General features: G+C 55.0%; 20 protein-coding genes and 2 tRNA genes. 15 read left to right on the plus strand and 7 right to left on the minus strand.

What is annotated here, in order from left to right; translation table 11 throughout:
• The first annotated feature begins 164 nt into the window (after positions 1-164).
• The 7 genes from queA to QQM41_RS05220 all read left to right on the plus strand — a co-directional run bounded on the left by queA (position 165) and on the right by QQM41_RS05220 (position 6383).
• Positions 165-1247, plus strand: coding sequence for a tRNA preQ1(34) S-adenosylmethionine ribosyltransferase-isomerase QueA (gene queA, locus QQM41_RS05190; RefSeq protein ID WP_339078061.1), 1083 nt, complete (start codon positions 165-167; stop codon positions 1245-1247).
• Positions 1244-2404: a tRNA guanosine(34) transglycosylase Tgt gene (gene tgt, locus QQM41_RS05195; RefSeq protein WP_339077923.1), complete on the plus strand. Its 1161-nt coding sequence runs from the start codon at positions 1244-1246 to the stop codon at positions 2402-2404. Before queA ends, tgt begins: the two co-directional genes overlap by 4 nt.
• A 12-nt stretch (positions 2405-2416) precedes the next feature.
• The gene (queG, locus tag QQM41_RS05200) at positions 2417-3487 is read left to right on the plus strand and encodes a tRNA epoxyqueuosine(34) reductase QueG (protein WP_339077924.1); all 1071 of its coding nucleotides are present in this window, start codon (positions 2417-2419) and stop codon (positions 3485-3487) included.
• Positions 3484-3729, plus strand: a complete 246-nt coding sequence (locus tag QQM41_RS05205; protein WP_339077925.1) for a ribbon-helix-helix domain-containing protein — start codon at positions 3484-3486, stop codon at positions 3727-3729. Before queG ends, QQM41_RS05205 begins: the two co-directional genes overlap by 4 nt.
• 79 nt (positions 3730-3808) lie before the next feature.
• Complete coding sequence (locus tag QQM41_RS05210; RefSeq protein WP_003624849.1) at positions 3809-4636, plus strand: TerB family tellurite resistance protein; 828 nt, start codon at positions 3809-3811, stop codon at positions 4634-4636.
• Positions 4637-4880: 244 nt separating this feature from the next.
• Positions 4881-5729 carry a VacJ family lipoprotein gene (locus QQM41_RS05215; RefSeq protein WP_080986737.1) on the plus strand — a complete coding sequence of 283 codons (849 nt, stop codon included), beginning with the start codon at positions 4881-4883 and terminating at the stop codon, positions 5727-5729.
• 27 nt (positions 5730-5756) lie between these two features.
• Entirely contained in the window at positions 5757-6383 is a 627-nt protein-coding gene (locus tag QQM41_RS05220; protein WP_050819061.1) for a phospholipid-binding protein MlaC, read from the plus strand.
• Between the two features lie 52 nt (positions 6384-6435).
• Here the strand turns inward: QQM41_RS05220 and QQM41_RS05225 are convergent, their stop codons facing one another.
• From QQM41_RS05225 to QQM41_RS05235, 3 genes are all read right to left on the minus strand, one after another.
• The gene (locus tag QQM41_RS05225; RefSeq protein ID WP_339077926.1) at positions 6436-6939 is read right to left on the minus strand and encodes a GNAT family N-acetyltransferase; all 504 of its coding nucleotides are present in this window, start codon (positions 6937-6939) and stop codon (positions 6436-6438) included.
• A 123-nt stretch (positions 6940-7062) separates the two neighbouring features.
• Positions 7063-8742, minus strand: coding sequence for an energy-dependent translational throttle protein EttA (gene ettA, locus QQM41_RS05230; protein WP_128104798.1), 1680 nt, complete (start codon positions 8740-8742; stop codon positions 7063-7065).
• Positions 8743-8822: 80 nt separating this feature from the next.
• Positions 8823-8896, minus strand: a tRNA-Ile gene (locus tag QQM41_RS05235).
• Between the two features lie 156 nt (positions 8897-9052).
• Here QQM41_RS05235 and ppa point away from each other — a divergent pair.
• The 4 genes from ppa to QQM41_RS05255 all read left to right on the plus strand — a co-directional run bounded on the left by ppa (position 9053) and on the right by QQM41_RS05255 (position 11474).
• Positions 9053-9580 carry an inorganic diphosphatase gene (gene ppa / locus QQM41_RS05240; protein WP_003625653.1) on the plus strand — a complete coding sequence of 176 codons (528 nt, stop codon included), beginning with the start codon at positions 9053-9055 and terminating at the stop codon, positions 9578-9580.
• Between the two features lie 159 nt (positions 9581-9739).
• On the plus strand, positions 9740-10558 hold the full coding sequence (locus QQM41_RS05245; protein ID WP_339077927.1) for a class III extradiol ring-cleavage dioxygenase: 819 nt from the start codon (positions 9740-9742) through the stop codon (positions 10556-10558).
• Positions 10559-10639: 81 nt separating this feature from the next.
• The gene (locus tag QQM41_RS05250) at positions 10640-11248 is read left to right on the plus strand and encodes a YceI family protein (RefSeq protein ID WP_050819058.1); all 609 of its coding nucleotides are present in this window, start codon (positions 10640-10642) and stop codon (positions 11246-11248) included.
• A gap of 149 nt (positions 11249-11397) precedes the next feature.
• Positions 11398-11474: transfer RNA gene (locus tag QQM41_RS05255), tRNA-Asp, on the plus strand.
• Between the two features lie 98 nt (positions 11475-11572).
• Here the strand turns inward: QQM41_RS05255 and QQM41_RS05260 are convergent.
• Positions 11573-12100 (minus strand): carboxymuconolactone decarboxylase family protein, encoded by a 528-nt coding sequence (locus QQM41_RS05260; protein ID WP_050819057.1) that lies wholly within the window; start codon positions 12098-12100, stop codon positions 11573-11575.
• Positions 12101-12302: 202 nt separating this feature from the next.
• Positions 12303-12845 (minus strand): peroxiredoxin, encoded by a 543-nt coding sequence (locus QQM41_RS05265; RefSeq protein ID WP_012812366.1) that lies wholly within the window; start codon positions 12843-12845, stop codon positions 12303-12305.
• Between the two features lie 180 nt (positions 12846-13025).
• On the opposite strand from QQM41_RS05265, the gene QQM41_RS05270 reads away from it, so the two are divergent.
• The 3 genes from QQM41_RS05270 to QQM41_RS05280 all read left to right on the plus strand — a co-directional run bounded on the left by QQM41_RS05270 (position 13026) and on the right by QQM41_RS05280 (position 14916).
• A complete protein-coding gene (locus QQM41_RS05270; protein WP_339077928.1) occupies positions 13026-13988 on the plus strand; it encodes a hydrogen peroxide-inducible genes activator in 963 nt (320 codons plus the stop codon).
• A 108-nt stretch (positions 13989-14096) separates the two neighbouring features.
• Positions 14097-14222: a type B 50S ribosomal protein L36 gene (gene ykgO / locus QQM41_RS05275; protein ID WP_003625637.1), complete on the plus strand. Its 126-nt coding sequence runs from the start codon at positions 14097-14099 to the stop codon at positions 14220-14222.
• A 4-nt stretch (positions 14223-14226) separates the two neighbouring features.
• Positions 14227-14916, plus strand: a complete 690-nt coding sequence (locus tag QQM41_RS05280) for a tetratricopeptide repeat protein (protein ID WP_339077929.1) — start codon at positions 14227-14229, stop codon at positions 14914-14916.
• 15 nt (positions 14917-14931) lie between these two features.
• Here QQM41_RS05280 and QQM41_RS05285 read toward each other — a convergent pair whose 3' ends face one another.
• Together QQM41_RS05285 and QQM41_RS05290 are read right to left on the minus strand one after the other, a co-directional pair.
• On the minus strand, positions 14932-15828 hold the full coding sequence (locus QQM41_RS05285; protein WP_339077930.1) for a prephenate/arogenate dehydrogenase family protein: 897 nt from the start codon (positions 15826-15828) through the stop codon (positions 14932-14934).
• Positions 15821-16912: a lysylphosphatidylglycerol synthase domain-containing protein gene (locus tag QQM41_RS05290; RefSeq protein ID WP_339077931.1), complete on the minus strand. Its 1092-nt coding sequence runs from the start codon at positions 16910-16912 to the stop codon at positions 15821-15823. Before QQM41_RS05290 ends, QQM41_RS05285 begins: the two co-directional genes overlap by 8 nt.
• 193 nt (positions 16913-17105) lie before the next feature.
• Between QQM41_RS05290 and hpnA the strand changes: the two genes are divergently transcribed.
• Positions 17106-18101 carry a hopanoid-associated sugar epimerase gene (gene hpnA, locus QQM41_RS05295; protein ID WP_050819052.1) on the plus strand — a complete coding sequence of 332 codons (996 nt, stop codon included), beginning with the start codon at positions 17106-17108 and terminating at the stop codon, positions 18099-18101.
• Positions 18102-18108 lie beyond the last annotated feature (7 nt).

Below are 18108 nucleotides of genomic sequence, written 5' to 3' on the forward strand. Positions count from 1 at the left end.
TCACCCTTTAAAATATCTGTGCACCGGAATACCCTCCGGCGTTACTGAAAGGGGAATCTGGTCCCTAAGTGCCCTCTCTTCAACCCCTACAGGCTGCATGCCACCTGCAGAACTGCGCCTTTGCCTCTGGCCTTGGCCCAGCCTATTGCGTAAACGGTGCCATCATGAGCAGTGACCGCACCGAAGATTTTGATTTTCACCTTCCAGAAAGCCTGATCGCGCAGGAACCCGCCCGCCCGCGAGAAGCCGCGCGCCTTCTGGATGCCACACAGCCCGACATGTTTGCTGACAGGCATATCCGTGATCTGCCCTCGCTTCTGAAGCGGGGAGACTTACTGGTTGCAAACAATACGGCCGTTATTCGTGCCCAGCTTCATGGCCTGCGTGGAGAAGCCAAAATTGGCATTACGCTGAACCAGATTCAGCCAGATGGCAGTTGGCACGTGTTGGTGCGCAATGCGCGCAGGCTCAAGGTGGGCGATACTATTGCGTTCCCCGGTGTGCAGGACACAGCCCGCGTGCAGGCGTTAGAACCCGGCGGGGGGGCGGTCCTTCGGTTCAGTGCGGAAGGGGATGCTTTTGATGCGTTTTTGCAAAAAGCAGGCGCATTGGCATTGCCACCCTATATTCATCGCCCGGAAGGACCAACGGCGCAGGATACCAGTGATTACGCCACTATTTTTGAGCGTAACAAAGGGGCCGTGGCCGCACCTACTGCCGGGCTGCATTTTACGCCTGCGCTGCTGAAGGCCATAGATGCCACAGGCGCCCAGCGCTGCACACTTACCCTGCATGTAGGGGCCGGCACCTTTTTGCCTGTGCGTGAAGCCGAAATTTCTGAACACAAAATGCATTCAGAACGCGGCATCATCACCCCGGAAACAGCAGAACGTATCAACGCCACCCGTAAGGCTGGCGGGCGTATTATTGCCATTGGCACCACCAGCCTGCGTCTGCTGGAAACCGCAACAGATGAAAACGGCATTGTGCATCCGTTTGATGGCACAACCTCCATTTTCATTCGGCCCGGCTATCAATTCCGCGCTGTGGATATGCTGCTCACCAATTTCCACCTGCCGCGCTCTACGCTGTTCATGCTGGTTTCCGCCTTTGCAGGGGTTGAGCGTGCCCGGCAGATTTATGCCCATGCCGTTGCCAGCGGTTACCGCTTTTATTCCTACGGCGATGCCTGCCTGCTGCGCTGCGCCCACTCCATCCATGCCCACCACCTCGGAACAGTAGAATGACCCGCTTTAACTGGACGTGTGAAAGCACAGATGGCGCCGCGCGCGCAGGCATGCTGCACACAGCCCACGGCCCTGTGGCCACCCCAACTTTTATGCCGGTTGGCACCGTTGGCACGGTAAAAGCCATGACCATGGATGCCGTGCGCTCCACCGGTGCTGGCATTGTTCTGGGCAATACCTATCACCTCATGCTGCGGCCGGGGGCAGAGCGCATACGCGCCTTGGGTGGCCTGCATAAGTTTATGGATTGGTCTGGCCCGATTCTGACAGATTCAGGGGGCTTTCAGGTTATGTCCCTTGGCGCGCTGCGACGGTTAGATCAGGACGGCGTCACCTTCCGCTCCCATATTGATGGTTCTGAACATCGGCTTACGCCTGAAAGTTCAACAGATATCCAGCACGCGCTGGATGCCACCATCACCATGTGTTTTGATGAATGCCCAGCCCTACCTGCACCGCCGGAAGCCATTGCGGCTTCCATGCGGCTTTCCATGCGCTGGGCTGCGCGTTCCCGTCAGGCTTATGTGCAGCGCGAAGGGTATGGTCAGTTCGGTATTGTGCAAGGCGGCACGGAACCTGAACTGCGGTCGGAAAGCGTAAAGGCGCTCACCGATATCGGGTTTGAAGGCTACGCCATTGGGGGCCTGGCAGTTGGCGAAGGGCAGGAACTGATGTTCGCCACGCTAGACACCACCACCCCCATCATGCCGCAGGACAAGCCGCGCTACCTGATGGGCGTAGGTACCCCAGATGATCTGCTGGGCAGCGTGCAACGCGGCGTGGATATGTTTGACTGCGTGATGCCCACACGCGCAGGCCGCACCGCCCGCGCCTATACCGAGCGCGGTACGCTCAACCTGCGCAATGCACGCCATGCCACAGATGCACGCCCCATTTCTCCGCATTGTGACTGTCTGGCCTGTTCACGCCATAGCCGCGCCTATCTGCACCATTTGTTCCGCGCCAATGAAATTCTCGGCCCCATGCTGCTGACATGGCATAATATTGCCTATTACCAGCGCCTGATGCGCCAGATTCGACAGGCGATTGTTGAAAAACGGTTAGATGCGTTGGCCACCACTTTGCGTGCAGAATGGGCAGCAGAGGATTGGACGGAAGATGAAATGCCACAACCCGCCATTCCGCCCGTTCCCTGAACAAGTGCTTCCATGATTGCACCCGCGGTAAAACTGGCGGAAAAAATACGCATCAAGGCGCTGGAACTGGGGTTTGATGCCATTGGCTTCTGCCCCGCCCATCTGGGCCCGGAGGTGCGTGCGCGGCTGAAAGACTTTTTGGCTGAAGGATATCATGGTGAAATGGGCTGGCTGGCAGACCGCACAGAGCAGCGCAGTCAACCCACCGCTCTATGGCCAGAAGCCCGCAGTGTTATTGCATTGGGCCTGAACTATGCACCGGCAGAGAATCCATTAAACACACTTCAGAATCGCACATGCGGGAATATTTCCGTTTATGCGCGCCACCGTGATTATCACGATGTTGTTAAGGGCATGCTCAAGCATCTGGCACAGTTTGTTGTGCGTGAAGCCCGCATGGTGCTGGATACACCCCCGGATGTGAAAGTATTTGTTGATACAGCCCCCGTGGCAGAAAAGCCTTTGGCCGCACAGGCCGGGCTAGGCTGGCAGGGCAAACACACCAATCTGGTTTCCCGACAACACGGAAGCTGGCTCTTTCTGGGTGAAATCTACACCACGCTGGAACTGCCAACATCTGCCGATTCTGGGGGCAGTTGCGGCAGCTGTACCCGTTGCCTGAATGCATGCCCCACGCAGGCTTTTCCTGCTCCTTATCAAATGGATGCACGCAAGTGCATTTCCTACCTGACCATTGAACATGCAGGCCCTATTCCTGCCCCACTACGCAAAGCCATTGGCACACATATCTATGGGTGCGATGATTGTCTGGCCGTATGCCCATGGAACCGCTTTGCCCAGGCATCTCGCCACATCAAGCTACAACCGCGGCCAGATTTGATAGCGCCAGAACTGGCAGTGCTCAGCCAGCTTGATGATGCCGCTTTTCGCACCATGTTTTCTGGCTCTCCCATCAAACGCATTGGCCGCAACCGGTTTATACGTAATGTGCTGATAGCCATTGGCAATTCCGGCCACCCGGAACTGCTGCCCTACGCACAGTCCTTGCAGCAAGACCCGGATTCTGTGGTGGCGGAAGCCGCAGATTGGGCCACGCAGTGCCTGATGGGAGAGGCAACTTGAGCCGCCATTTACGCAAACGCAGCCTAATTCTGGCAGGCCATGATACCAGCGTGGCACTGGAACCCAGCTTCTGGAACGCGCTGGAAGATATTGCAAACCAGCAGAAACAAACGTTGCCTCAACTGGTTACAAAGGTGGATGCAGCACGTTCTCCCGAGCAATCACTGGCCTCTGCCTTGCGGGTTTATGCGCTGGAATGGCTGACACAACAGCTTGCCACAAGTGCGACTCCCGGCACCTGAAAACAACGCAGAACTGCTGTGCCCGCTTTAACGCATCAGGTTGTTTGGGCAGGCTGCCAGAACGTGATAAACTGCTTTTATGGCGATCTGGGGTAAAATTTTTGGTGGCGTAGCCGGTTTTGCCGTAGGCGGCCCGGTTGGCGCAGCGGTTGGCACAGCACTGGGCCACGCAGCAGATACAGGTGCGATTCTTCAGCCCCCTACAGGCGGTTGGAGCGATAAATGGGCTGCGCGTGCACGGCCAGACCCTAATGGTGCAGCCACCTTTGTGGCCGCCAAGCTGGCTGCTGCCCTTGGCAAGAAGGAACAGCTTTATGGGCTGTCCTGCGTTATTTTAAGCGCCAAGCTGGCCAAGTGCGATGCACCCGTTAACCGGCGTGAAATCAACGCCTTTAAATCTCGTTTTCGCGTGCCTGATGAAAACATGCGTGAAGTTGGCCGCCTGTTTGATATGGCCCGCCAGCGCACGGATGACTACGAGGCTTTTGCGCGCGAACTGGGGCAGGTTTACGCAACAGACAAACGCCCGTTGGAAGACCTGATGGGGATTCTGTTTACAATTGCACGGGCTGATCTGGCTGCGGATGAACCACTGGCTCCAGAGGAAGAGCGCTTTCTCAAGCGCGTGCATGCTCTGTTTGGCCTGAGCCGTGGCGCTTGGGAACGTGCAGCCCATGGGCGGTCTACCCCAGCAATGGCTGAAGATGATGCCTATGCTGTTATGGGGGCCTCGCCTGATCTTTCAAACGAAGAACTGCGCGCTCTCTGGAAAAAGCTGGTGCGGCAATATCACCCGGATATCCTTCTGGCCCGGAATGCCAGCGCCGTTGAAATTGAAGCCGCATCCGTCAAGATTTCACGCATTAATGCTGCGTGGGATATCATCAAGCGTGATCGTGGTCTTTGATTTCAGGATTCTCTTTTCTTTTTGAAGCAAGATAGAAAGTGCGACTTTCTGGCAACAGGTTGCACAAAAATCTCTCACTCCGCTGTCAAAGGTCGCGCACACAGGTCTATTTTACGCCCCTGTTTGTTATGCAAGTAAGCCCTGCCATTGCGCCGCTGGTTTCTCGTGGTAGAGAAAGCGACAGCAATTGGCCTGCATACAGCATGGGCCAGACAGTCGTCACAGAGCAAAGGTAAAGGTGGCAATGATTTCAGGACGGAACGGCTCAAGGCTCCGCCCTCGCGCGCAGGCAAAAAAAAGTCAAACGCGGGAAGGTTCCTCGGCACAGCGCCGTTTTCGTCTGGGCACATTCTGCCTGGCCGCCACTTTGCTGGGCACGGCAGGATGCAGCGCCATTAAGGCACCTGTGCCCAAGGACCCGGATGCTCTGGCCGAATACAAGGCCGCGAACGATCCCTACGAACCGTTGAACCGCAAGATGTTCAACATGACCATGAAGTTCGATAAGTGGGCCCTTCGCCCCATGGCCAAGGCTTACGTATGGGCCGTACCGCGCCCGGTGCGTAATTCTTTGGGCAACCTTGTCAGAACCATGAACGAGCCCTCCGTGTTCTTTAACGATGTAGGGGCCGGCAAACCACGCCGCGCAGGCGATATGTTTGTACGCTGGTGCGTGAACATGACTGTAGGCTTGGGTGGTTTGATTGACGTGGCTAAAATGGCCGGGTTTCCGCACCATGATAACGATGCCGGCATGACATTGGCCAACTGGGGCATTCCCGCAGGGCCTTATCTGTTCCTGCCCATGGGGCCATCTTCTATCCGTGATGGTATTGGCTACGCCATTGACCAAGGCCTTTCTCCATGGGACTATGTGCCACGCGGATACGGGTTGGTCAGCTTCAACTGGGCGTATAACCTGTTTGGGGTGGTTCATGCCCGTTCTGAGCATCTGGATGAGCTTGATGCGCTGGAACGTGATGCGTTGGATCCTTATGCCACCATCCGTAGTGCCTATCAGCAACAGCGCCGGGCGCAGGCCGAAGCCATCAAGAATGATAACCGTGCGACCGTGCCAGACTGGTACCATTAAAAAAAACAGCCAAAAGGGTACACAGACATGAAATTTCTTTCAAGCCGCCGTGTTGTTCTGGGTGCCTTTGCCCTGCTTTGCGCTGGTGGCCTTTTTTCCGCTCCCGCACGCGCTGCGGAAAACGCAAAACAGTTTATTCAGGTGTTTGGCAACCAGCTTGTTGCCATCGTCAACAGCCCTATTCCGTTGGCTGAAAAGAAAGAAAAAGTGCTGCCTTTGGTGCAGAAGAACGTCGATATTGATGGAATCGGTCGTTACTGTCTGGGCCGTTACTGGAAAACCGCTTCTCCAGATCAGCAGCAGCGTTATCTGGGCCTGTTCCATCAGGTTCTGGTTAACGCCATTACAGACAAGCTGGGTGAATACCGCGGCGTAAACTTTACGCTGGGCAATGTTACCAGCACTGGTGCTGGTGAATACGCCGTAGACAGCACGCTGGTGCGCCCACAGCAGCCTGCCGCTGCCATGCAGTGGATTGTAAGCGATACCTCTGGCAGCCCCAAAGTGGTGGACGTTATTGGTGAAGGTGCAAGCCTGCGCCTGACACAGCGGAATGACTATTCATCCTACATCGCGCGCAATGGCGGTAACGTAGGTGCCCTGCTGGATGCCTTGCAGCGCCAGCTGAGCCACCACAACGCACCAGCTAACTAACGCAAACATATTCCAATTTAAAAAGGGGTGTTCCATATGGAACACCCCTTTTTTATGGCTTGGGCCAAACGCTTTCATAAACCAGCATTGTCTGGCCATCTCTCTGAAACGTTTCTTCCACCCGCATCCCAATGCCGCCCAGAATAGTGCGGGATGCCACATTGCTTTCTGCCGCAACGGCAATCACTTTATTAATCCCGGCGTCATGCGCAAAGTTAAGGGCTGCCCCTGCGGCCTCTCGCGCAATGCCACGGCCACTGGCCCACGGAAAAAGTGCAAAACGCAGGGCAAAGCCGCGCCCATCTGGCCGGTCATGAATACCGGTCATCCCTACAAAGCGGCCTTTTTCATGAATAGTAAAAATACCTACCCGATGACAGGCCCAGAAAGCGATATCATCCGCCATTTCCAGTTCCGCCTGCTGGCGGCTGCGCACACCACCAAGCATGCGGCCAAAGGCACCCCCATCTGCCTTCAGGCGCACCATATCTTCCATATCCCGCCAAGTTACGGGCTGAAGCAGTAAGCGCGGGGTTCTGACCGAACGCGAATCCACAATTCACGCCTTGCAGCAAAGAAAAGGCAGGTGCCCTTCCTTTAATTGCACATGCTGCCGGTAATACATGGTGCCTTCATCAAGATAGGAGCCCAGTAAACTCAGGGCTCCTATTAACCTTACTTAGCGCGCAAGAGGTTTGTACTGGATACGGCCAGGTTCTGTAGCCTCCGGGCCCAGACGACGGCGCTTGTCTTCTTCATATGCCTGGAAGTTCCCTTCAAACCATTCCACGTGGGAATCGCCTTCAAAGGCCAGAATATGCGTTGCCAGACGGTCCAGGAACCAGCGATCATGCGAGATCACCACAGCACAACCAGGAAATTCTGCCAGTGCATCTTCCAACGCACGCAGGGTATCTACGTCCAGATCGTTGGTCGGTTCGTCCAACAGGATCACGTTGCTTTCCTGACGGAGCATCTTGGCCAGATGCACACGGTTGCGCTCACCACCAGAAAGCACGCCTACCTTCTTCTGCTGGTCAGACCCTTTGAAGTTAAAGGCCCCAACATAGGCACGTGAAGGCACAGCCCGTTTGCCAAGATAGATCACATCTGTGCCGCCGGAAATTTCTTCCCACACGGTTTTGTCTGCATCGAGATCATCACGAGACTGGTCTACGTAGCCAAGCTTTACGGTTTCACCAATCTTCAGGTCACCCGCATCTGGCTTTTCCTGCCCAATAATCATTTTGAACAGGGTGGATTTACCAGCACCGTTCGGACCAATAACCCCCACAATGCCACCCGGCGGCAGCTTAAAGTTAAGGTTATCAATCAGCAGGCGCTCACCAAAACCCTTGGTTAGGTTTTCGGCTTCAATAACAGTGCCACCAAGGCGTGGGCCGGGTGGAATAACAATGTCTGCCACGCCGCTAACTTTTTCAGCACTGGCAGCCAGCATTTCCTCATATTTGGTAATACGGGCTTTGCTTTTGGTCTGTCGGGCTTTGGGGCTGGCGTTAATCCATTCCTGTTCCGCAGCCAATGCGCGCTGGCGGGCACTTTCTTCCTTTTCTTCCTGAGCCAGGCGCTTACGCTTCTGTTCCAGCCAGGAGGAATAGTTACCCTCGAACGGAATACCGCGGCCACGCTCGATTTCCAGAATCCAGTTGGTCACGTTGTCCAGGAAGTAACGGTCATGGGTAATGACCATCACGGTGCCATCGTAATCCTTAAGCGTGCGTTCAAGCCACGCAACACTTTCAGCATCCAGATGGTTGGTGGGTTCGTCCAATAGCAGCAGGTCGGGCTTTTCCAGCAGCAGGCGGCACAGGGCCACGCGGCGGCGCTCACCACCGGAAAGCTTATCGACCGGGCTATCTGCCGGTGGGCAGCGCAGGGCGTCCAGCGCAATATCCAGCTTGCGGTCCAGCTCCCAGCCATCACCGGCATCAATCTTTTCCTGCAATTCGGCCTGTTCGGCCAGCAGGGCATTCATTTCCTCATCTTCCATGGGTTCGGCAAAGCGGGCGGAAATCTCGTTAAACCGATCTACGGCCTTTTTGAGATCACCAAAGCCCAGAGCCACGTTCTCACCCACGGTCAGCTTGGGGTCTAGCTGCGGTTCCTGCTCCAGATAGCCAACTCGCACGCCTTCTGCGGCCCATGCCTCACCGCCGAATTCCTTGTCGATGCCGGCCATGATTTTCAGCAGGGTGGACTTACCAGCACCGTTCACACCCAGAATGCCAATTTTGGCACCCGGCATGAAGGACAGCGTGATGCCTTTGAACACTTCACGCCCGCCGGGATAGGACTTTGTCAGATCCTTCATGACATAAACGTATTGATAGGATGCCATGATAATGAACTCCCGTAATGCGGATGGGTAAGATAAAACTGGCGGGTGCGACCACATCGGCGCAGCAAGCTGTTATCGCCTGCGCCCGGCAGGACTTGAACCCGCAACCAAGCCGTTATGAGCGGCCCGCTCTAACCAATTGAGCTACGGGCGCGCAGGCGGGTTCCTGATTACGCAACCTGAGCGATTTGGCAAGGGTTTCTGTGCTGAAAACTGCCAGTTGGCATGAAAAACGCATTACTCTTGGCAAGCGGGCATCTGCCAGATAGGGTTTGCCGCCTTTAATTTTTCAGCTCTGGAGCAGTCTTCAATGGACGTTTCAAAACTTTCCCCCGGCAAAGATGTGCCGTTTGATATTAACGTCGTGATCGAAATTCCGCAGGGTTCTTCAGTCAAATACGAAATTGACAAAGAAAGCGGCGCCCTTGTGGTAGACCGTTTTCTGTTCACGCCCATGGCTTACCCCACGGCTTACGGCTTTATCCCCAACACGCTGGCGGCTGATGGCGACCCGACGGACGCTCTGGTGCTGACCCCGCACAATGTTGTGCCCGGCTGCGTGATTCGCGCCCGCCCGATTGGCGTTCTGAAGATGGAAGACGAATCCGGTCAGGACGAAAAAATCATCTGCGTCCCGCACGACAAAGTGCACCCGCAGTTTACCAAAGTGGAAAGCGTGAGCGATCTGCCGGAAATTACCGTGCAGGCCATTGAACACTTCTTCACCCGCTATAAAGACCTCGAAAAAGGCAAATGGGTGAAAGTAACCGGTTGGGGCACCAAGGAAGAAGCAGGCGAGTTCATTGTAAAAGCTCTGGAAGCTGCAAAAGGCAAATAAGCCGCCTTTGCACTCTGCTTACAAAAAAGCTGCGGCGACTTCTGCCCCGCAGCTTTTTTCTTGCCTCATACCCTGCGCAAAAAGAGTTCTTCCAGAAAACGGCTTATCAAGCATGCCCTTCCCCTCCAATATGACGCACGGATATTGGAGAAAACCAGCATGCCCATCACGGGGTCTTCCCTTCCCTCACGTCAGCCTGTTCTCTTTCTCCCTCATGGTGGTGGCCCCTGCTTTTTTATGGATTGGCCCGATACGTGGGACCGGATGGCGGAATATCTCCGCGGTACGCAAAACACCCTGCCCCGCAAACCCGATGCCATTGTGGTGGTTTCTGGCCATTGGGAAGAAGACATCCCCACCGTTACGGCTGCGCCCAATCCACCGCTCATTTATGATTACTATGGCTTTCCGCCACACACCTATCAGTTGCAATACCCGGCACCGGGTAGCCCTGCGCTGGCCAGCACTGTTTGTAGCCTTTTGCATGAAGTTGGCATGCCATGTGCCACAGACGAAGAACGCGGGTTCGACCACGGCGTTTTCATCCCCTTTATGCTGGCGTTTGAAGACGCCGATATTCCGATTGTGGAGCTATCCCTGCTGAAAAGCATGGATCCCGCAGCCCATATTGCCCTTGGAGCTGCTCTGGAACCTCTGCGTGCCCAGAATGTGCTGATTGTTGGTACGGGCATGACCTACCATAACCTACGCCACTTCATGAACGGCTCTCCTGCTACCAATCAGGCTGCACAAGAATTTGATACATGGCTGGCAAAAGCGGTGACCGCCCCACCAGTTGAACGCAATACACAGCTCATACACTGGGCCTCTGCACCCAGTGCACGCGTCTGCCACCCGCGCGAGGAACATTTACTGCCACTTATGGTGGCAGCAGGTGCTGCCGGGCAGGATGAAGGCGTGCGCACGTATAGCGATATAGTTTTGGGTAAAGCGCTATCTGGATTCCGCTTCGGTTAGAGGCGGAAAAAACTTACCGGAAACTTTCTGTTTGCTCAGGAGCTATGCCTCTAAAAGCTCTCGTTTTTGAAGGAACAGCTTATGAGCACCTCTTTCCCGCGCCCTTTCCTGACACTTGTGGGATTAACCTTTGTTCTCTCCACAGCTCAAGCTGCTCCAGCCTTTTCTGCCGTTGAACAGGGAAACTACGCTGTAGATCCCAACCACACACAAGTGGTGTTTTCTGTGCTCCATCTGGGCTTTACCAATTATGCTGGCTTTTTCTCCAACGCATCGGGCACGCTTGCGCTGGATCCTGCCCAGCCAGCCCAATCCCGCCTGAGCGTTTCCATCCCTGTTGGCAGCATCCTGACACCCAGCACCAAACTGACCGAAGAGCTCAAAACATCTGAGTGGTTTGATGTGGCCCGCTACCCCAAGGCTGAATTTGTTTCCTCCAAAATCACACAAACCGGCACAGACACAGCTGATATTGAGGGACAATTCACGCTACATGGCATTACACAGCCGCTCACCCTGCATGCACGCTTTATAGGTGCTGGGCAAAACCCCATGAACAAAACCTATACTGTGGGCTTTCAGGCTACGGGAGAGCTGAAACGCAGTGCCTATGGCATAAAAACCTATGTGCCTCTGGTGGCAGACAAAGTGGAGCTTTCCATTGCTGGGGCATTTGAAAAGGCAAAATAAGCCATTCCTTTCAAAAGAAATTGCCGCTTTTCTGGGCTTGGCGAGAGAAAAATTTCCTGAAATGAATTTTTTTATAAAAACCCTGTTGCCAAACGCGAAAACATCGCTATAAAGCGCGACATACCAACGCACGAAAGCGCGTTGAAACTGCGGGTGTAGCTCAGTTGGTTAGAGCGCCGGCCTGTCACGCCGGAGGTCGCGGGTTCGAGCCCCGTCACTCGCGCCACTTTATTTCCTTAAAAATTTAATTTCTTTTAGGAACACAAAGTGGTGCGGCCTGCTTTTGTCCGGCTGCCAAGCAGCCGGAAGCAAGGCTTTTCAGCTTCAATCACCTAAAGCGCTGGCACCCTGCAGAATAACTGCAACGGCATGCACTGTGGCAGCAATACGCGCAGCTGTTTGCACGGCAGATGCCCCCAACGCTTCGCGCACAATCTTTTCATGGCTGGTTACGCACAGATCACACCCGTTAATCACGGAAACCGCCAGACACCACAGCTCAAAATCAGCTTTTTCTACGCCGGGCTTGGCAATCACGCTCATGCGCAGCTGTGCAGGCATTTTGGAATATTCACCACCCGCCATGTGCACAAAGCGATAGTAAATATTGTTCATGGCCATGATGGCGTTGGCTGATTTAGCCGCCGTCAGTGCTTCGGGGGAAAGTGTTGAAGCAAACTGCGCCACAATGGCTGATGTCACTTCATCATTCCGGGCTGCCAGTGCAGATGCCACAAATGTGCCCGCAAGCTGCTGCGGTGTCAGCGTAACATCATTGGCCAAGGAGCTGAGATTCAGCCGCAGGTCTTTAGCGTAATCGGGAATACGATCCTTGATTGAATCAATGGACATAGCGTTTTCCAGTTTTCAGGTTATTCGGAAAAATCAGACGCATAGCGTCATTACGGTTTTTGCCGCGTAAGCTGCACCACTGTTTGGCACAGATGGTAACCGCATCAGGGCTACCGCCCTCCCCTTCTGGAAGAAGGCAACGGGTGACAAATGCCACCCGCACCGCCTCATCTGGCCCGTAGGCCAGATGAAATTTTCAGGCTCAGACTTTAATAAAGTCGTCACCCTTCTTCCAGTTACATGGGCACAGTTCGTCGCTCTGCAGACCATCCAGAATACGCAGGATTTCCTGAGGGTTACGACCAACGGACAGATCGTTGACAGACACGTGGCGGATCACGCCATGCGGGTCCACAACAAAGGTCGCGCGCAGGGCAACGCCGGCTTCTTTAGCCAGAACGCCTGTGCCTTCTGTCAGCTCACGCTTGATGTCAGCCAGCATCGGGATCGGCAGATCCTTCAGGTCATCATGATGCAGGCGCCAGTTAAGGTGCACGAACTGGCTGTCAATGGACACACCGTACACAACGGCATCACGATCAGCGAAGTCTTTGGCCAGCTTACCGAAAGCCACGATTTCTGTCGGGCAAACGAACGTGAAGTCCATCGGCCAGAAGAATACGATCTTCCACTTACCGGCATCGCTCTTGTCAGAAATCTGAACGAAGTCGCCCTTCAGGCCTTCCGGGCCACCAGGAACGGCGGTCAGATCAAAGCTTGGAAATTTATCGCCAACTGTCAGCATAATCTTGCTCCTTATAGCTTGGCACACGCCATGCAGCACCAACGTGCCACCGGCTGTGGTATCCTGTATGGCGCGGCTTTTTCATTTAAGCCAATGAATATTTTATATCAAAATCATTGAAGTATTCGATGAAATGCCGAAGATTTGCCTCTCAGATACATTGCATCAGGAAATCATGCCGTGCTGCCGCTGCCTTCTGCCCAGCAATTACGCTATCTGATCACCCTTTCAGAACTGCGCCATTTCGGGCGGGCCGCTGCCGCTTGTGCTGTAACGCAATCCACCCTTTCCGCCGGAATTATGGCACTGGAACGCCAGCTTGATGCCCCTTTGCTGGACCGCACCGTAGGCAAGAAAGTGGTGTTCACCCCTTTGGGGCACGAAATTGCCCTCAAAGCCCGGCAGGCACTGGCCGCGCTGGAAGCCGTGCCACAACTGGCCGCCGCAGCCCGCACACCACTGACAGGGCCACTACGAGTCGGCATTATTCCAACCATCGGGCCGTTTCTGATTCCGCAACTTGTGCGTAACCTGCGAGAGCATTTTCCCCGCCTTTTGCTCTCCATTACGGAAGACACCACCGAACATCTGCTAGAAAAACTCTCCCTCGGCCAGTTGGACATACTGGTGCTGGCCATGCCCTGCCTGTGTGATGGCACGGAAACACACCCATTATGGCAAGATCCTTTCCGGGTGATTATGCGGCCTGATCACCCATTTTCTGCCTTATCTGCCGTGCCCGCTTCTCAGCTATCCGAACACAGTATGATCATGATGGAAGATGGGCACTGCCTGCGTGATCAAACTTTGGCCATTTGCCGCCAGAGCCCAAGCCGTAGCGGATCTGAAGGAGAAAGCGACTCCACTTTTACCGCCATGTCTCTCCACTCCATGGCAGAAATGGTGGAACTGGGGTTGGGCATTGCCATCATGCCCGAACTGGCCATTCATGCCGGCATTCTGCAGGGGCGCAACCTTATTGCACGGCCTCTTACCAGTGATCTGGCACGGCGCACCATTGGGCTGGCATGGCGGCCGAGATCTCCCCGCGCGGCAGATTTTCAGACACTCGCCGCAACCTTTGTGGCATTAGCTCCACCCGTATCTACCTCTCGCAAAACAAATAAAGCCGTTAAATTGTAAGAAAATGCGCCCGAAACTGCGAGAAATATTGACTCTAACGCACGCACCCGGTATGTGCCGAGCCAACTTATTTTGTACGTCCATCAGCATCGGCGGAGAAAACGGGCCATGAAAATCAGAAACAGCCTGAAGTCGGCCAAAGTGCGCGATAAAGACTGCCGTGTAGTGCGTCGTCGCGGCCGGGTTTATGTTATCAACAAGAAGAACCCTCGCATGAAAGCTCGTCAGGGCTAATTTCATGCGTCATCCGGCCCTTTTTGGCTGGCTGAACACGCATGTCATGCGTAAAACCCGTTTTTCCGCTTGCCGGAGAAACGGGTTTTTGTTTGTCGGCCTCTGCGCAATACATCTGGGCCTTCCCGCTACGGGATGGGCACAAGCCAGCACGCCACCAGCTACCTCCGCTCCCTTACAAGCAAATACGGCAGCACAGCATCCCAACAGCGTTGCTGAGCAGATCAAACAGCTCTCCACGGCCTTGGCTCATGCCAAAACGCCAGAAGAGGCTCATGACCTACAAGAAAAGCTGGAAGCCCTCCGCTCTGCCAAACTCTCCCCCACCACGCAGCTTCTGGTACGTCGGGCTGAAAAAGACCTGACAACCGATAAGCCAGATGATGCAGTGGAAGACATAGGCGATGCACTGGCCCTGCAACCCGACCAAGCCATTCTGTGGCGCACACGCGCCCAGATGCGCCTTGTAGCTGGAGACCTAAAAGGGGCTATCACCGACATTGGTGAAGCCTTGCAGCGTGATCCACTAGACGTGGAAAGCTGGAGTCTGTTGGCGAGCGTTGAAGAACATCGGAATGATGGCAAAGCCGCCCTGAAGGCATGGCAGAAAGTGCTGGAACTCAGCCCCATGACAGACCGCAACCACAAGCGGCTGGATGCACTGCACATTAAAGCCTACGGGCAACCCACCTGAGCTGGAGGTAGGGCGTTAGGCCTGCTTGTTCTCAATCAGGCTTTTGCGAATTTTGCGGCCCCGCTCAATCCGATCCACAATGTAATCAGAATCTCCCCACCGGATGGCGCGCGCCATAGCCTGTGCATCTTCCATAAACCGGCCCAGCATTTCCAGCAGTGCTTCACGGTTGGAAAGAAAAATATCCCGCCACATAATGGGGTCTGATGCCGCAATGCGCGTAAAATCCCGAAAGCCGGATGCCGCAAAATCCAGCACTTCAGACCGGGTTTCACTCGCCAGATCATCTGCTGTGCCGCAAATGGTAAAGGCCAGCAAATGCGGCAAATGGCTTACAATCGCACAAACACGATCATGATGTGCAGGTGTCATTTCCCGCAAGCGGGCACCGCAACGCTCCCACAAGGTACGCACTTTTTCCAGCGATTCTGTGGTGGTGCAGTCTAACGGCGTAATCAGGCACCAGCGATTCTCAAACAAATCTGCCAGCCCGGCATCTGGGCCAGAAAACTCCGTGCCTGCCATGGGGTGCGTGGGCACATATGGCACATCTGCCCGAAGTGAAGGGCTGATGGCTTCAATAACCGATACCTTGGTCGAACCGACATCCGTTAACACTGCGCCGGGCTTCATGGCCGGAATAACCTGTGCGGCCACTGGCCCCATAGCGCCTACCGGCACGCATAACATCACACAATCTGCCTGTGCGGCTGCGGCTGCGGCATCTGTTGTTACTTCATCCGCAATACCCAGTTCTGCCACACGGGCGCATACATCCGGGCTTTGATCCACCGCTATAAGCCTGCGGGCCAGATTGCCCTCCGCCTGCGCACGCCGCAACACGGAAGACCCAATAAGCCCCGGCCCAATAACAACCAGTGTATCAAAAACAGGTACTGTATCCTCAGCCAAGGTGGGTATCCTTCACCACTGAAGAAGATGGAGGATAAGCGGCCTTGTCCTCATCATTTTTGTCATTACCGCGCAGGCCGTGCATTTCCATGAACTGCCATACCAACAGAACGGGAATGCCGATGATAATTTCACGTCCGCGACGCAGCAGAGAAAGCCCAAGAGACACAGAAGGATCAATGCCAAAAGCATGGCCCAATGCCATGTAGGCCCCTTCCTGCACACCCAAGCTACCGGGCACTAAAAAGCCCAAAGACATGATGGCGCAGGTAACACCTTCCACAGCAATGGCATTGGGGAAGGAAAGATGCGCCCCCAGAAAACGCGCCGTCAGCCACAGCATGGCCGCACTGCCCAGCCACCCCACAAAATGGTACAGCGCAGAGCGGCAGATATGCCACGGGCGGCTCCATGCGGCTTCCATCTGCTCTTGCAGATCATCCGCGCCTTGCGTGAGGTTTTCATGCCATTGAGAAGCAAGGCTGCGGGTAAATGTGCCACCAAATTTGCGGAACAGATTACCACCATGCCGCTGGGTCCAGATAAACCCGGCCGTACCTGCAATCAGAAACACCGCGCCACACACCACGGGCACAACAAACGGGCTGGAACGCTGATGCGCCACCAGAAAAGCAACGGCCAGCAGCACAAAAGCCACCTGCCCCATCACTTCCGTGGTGATATCTACCAGATTGGCGCAAGCCGCCTCTGGCAACGCGACTTCCCGCTTATCGCCTTTATAAAACCCATGTGATGAACACGTGGCCCGAATCCCGATAACAATGCCACCAAGCTGAGAAAAAGGCAGACATGTAGCCGCCGCATCGCGCACCATACGGGCGGACAGCAGCCGGAAATAGCCCAGTTCGGGAAAAGCCGCATGCCAGGCCAGCCCCAGAACGCCATCTACCAGCAACTGGCAGCATACCATTACAAGAAAGCCGCCCAGACCTATACGCATAACAGCATGCAAAACGGAATCGAAACCGCTCCATGCCATTGCTGCCGTAACGGCCACAAGCCCGAGAAAAGTAAGAAAAACCGTAAGCTTCTTCAAGGCCCCAGCTCTGTCTGTCCAGCACACCCAAGGCCCTTTGCCATGTGGTAAAAAGCAACCGGCGCATCAGTGTGTGTGTGTGATTGGTCCGTCCCCTTACACCACCACGGGGTCTGGCGCCACCTCGGACAGCAGGATAAAGAAACAGACCTGCCGTTCGGGATTAACGTCCTTACCACTTTTATTTACGTATCGTACCTCTGGGGGAGCGTATATTCTCATGACTGCCCATACCCTCGTAACCGGCGCAACAGGCTTTGTTGGTTCCGCCGTAGCCCGCACTTTGCTGGAACGGGGGCATTCCCTGCGGCTAATGGTGCGCGACGGCAGCGACAGACGCAATATTGCGGACATTCCTGCCGATCTGGTGGACGGTGACCTTTCGCGCCCCGAAACCTTTGCCCGTGCGGTAGAAGGCTGCCGCTACGTGTTTCATGTTGCGGCTGATTACCGCCTGTGGGTGCCAGACCCCGCCCCCATGATGACGGCAAACGTAGAGGGCACGCGCCAGCTTATGCTTGCCGCACAAGCGGCTGGTGTTGAAAAAATTGTGTATTGCTCCTCTGTCGCAGCATTGGGCCTGATTGGTGATGGCTCCATTGCCGATGAAAACACGCCTGTGCAGGAACATGCCGTTATTGGCATTTACAAGCGCTCCAAATACCGGGCCGAGCAGGAAGTGCTGCAACTGGTGCGCGATCAGGGGCTGCCGGCTGTTATCGTTAACCCCTCCACCCCCGTTGGCCCACGAGACATCAAACCCACCCCCACCGGGCAGATGATTCTGGATTGCGCCGCTGGCCGCATGCCGGCCTATGTGGATACAGGCGTGAACATTGTGCATGTAGATGATGTTGCAGAAGGCCATGCGCTGGCGCTGGAACGCGGCACAATTGGCGAAAAATACATTCTGGGCGGAGAAAACTACCTGCTGGGTGATCTGTTCGCCATGGTTTCAGAAATTGCCCATGTGCCGCCGCCAAAAATCAAACTACCGCAGGAAGTGATCTGGCCTGTAGCTATTGTGTCTGAATGGCTTTCTCGCTCCTTTGGCATCAATCCGCGCGTTACGCGTGAGATGCTGGCCATGTCCCGCAAAAAAATGTTCTTCTCATCTGATAAAGCCAAGCGTGAACTGGGGTATAACCCACGCCCTGCACGCAAGGCGGTAGAAGATGCCATTACCTGGTTCCGCAATAATGGCATGCTGAAATAGGAGAGCT

Source organism: Acetobacter sp. AC2005, from assembly GCF_037901235.1.
GTDB classification, from domain to species: Bacteria; Pseudomonadota; Alphaproteobacteria; order Acetobacterales; family Acetobacteraceae; genus Acetobacter; species Acetobacter oryzoeni.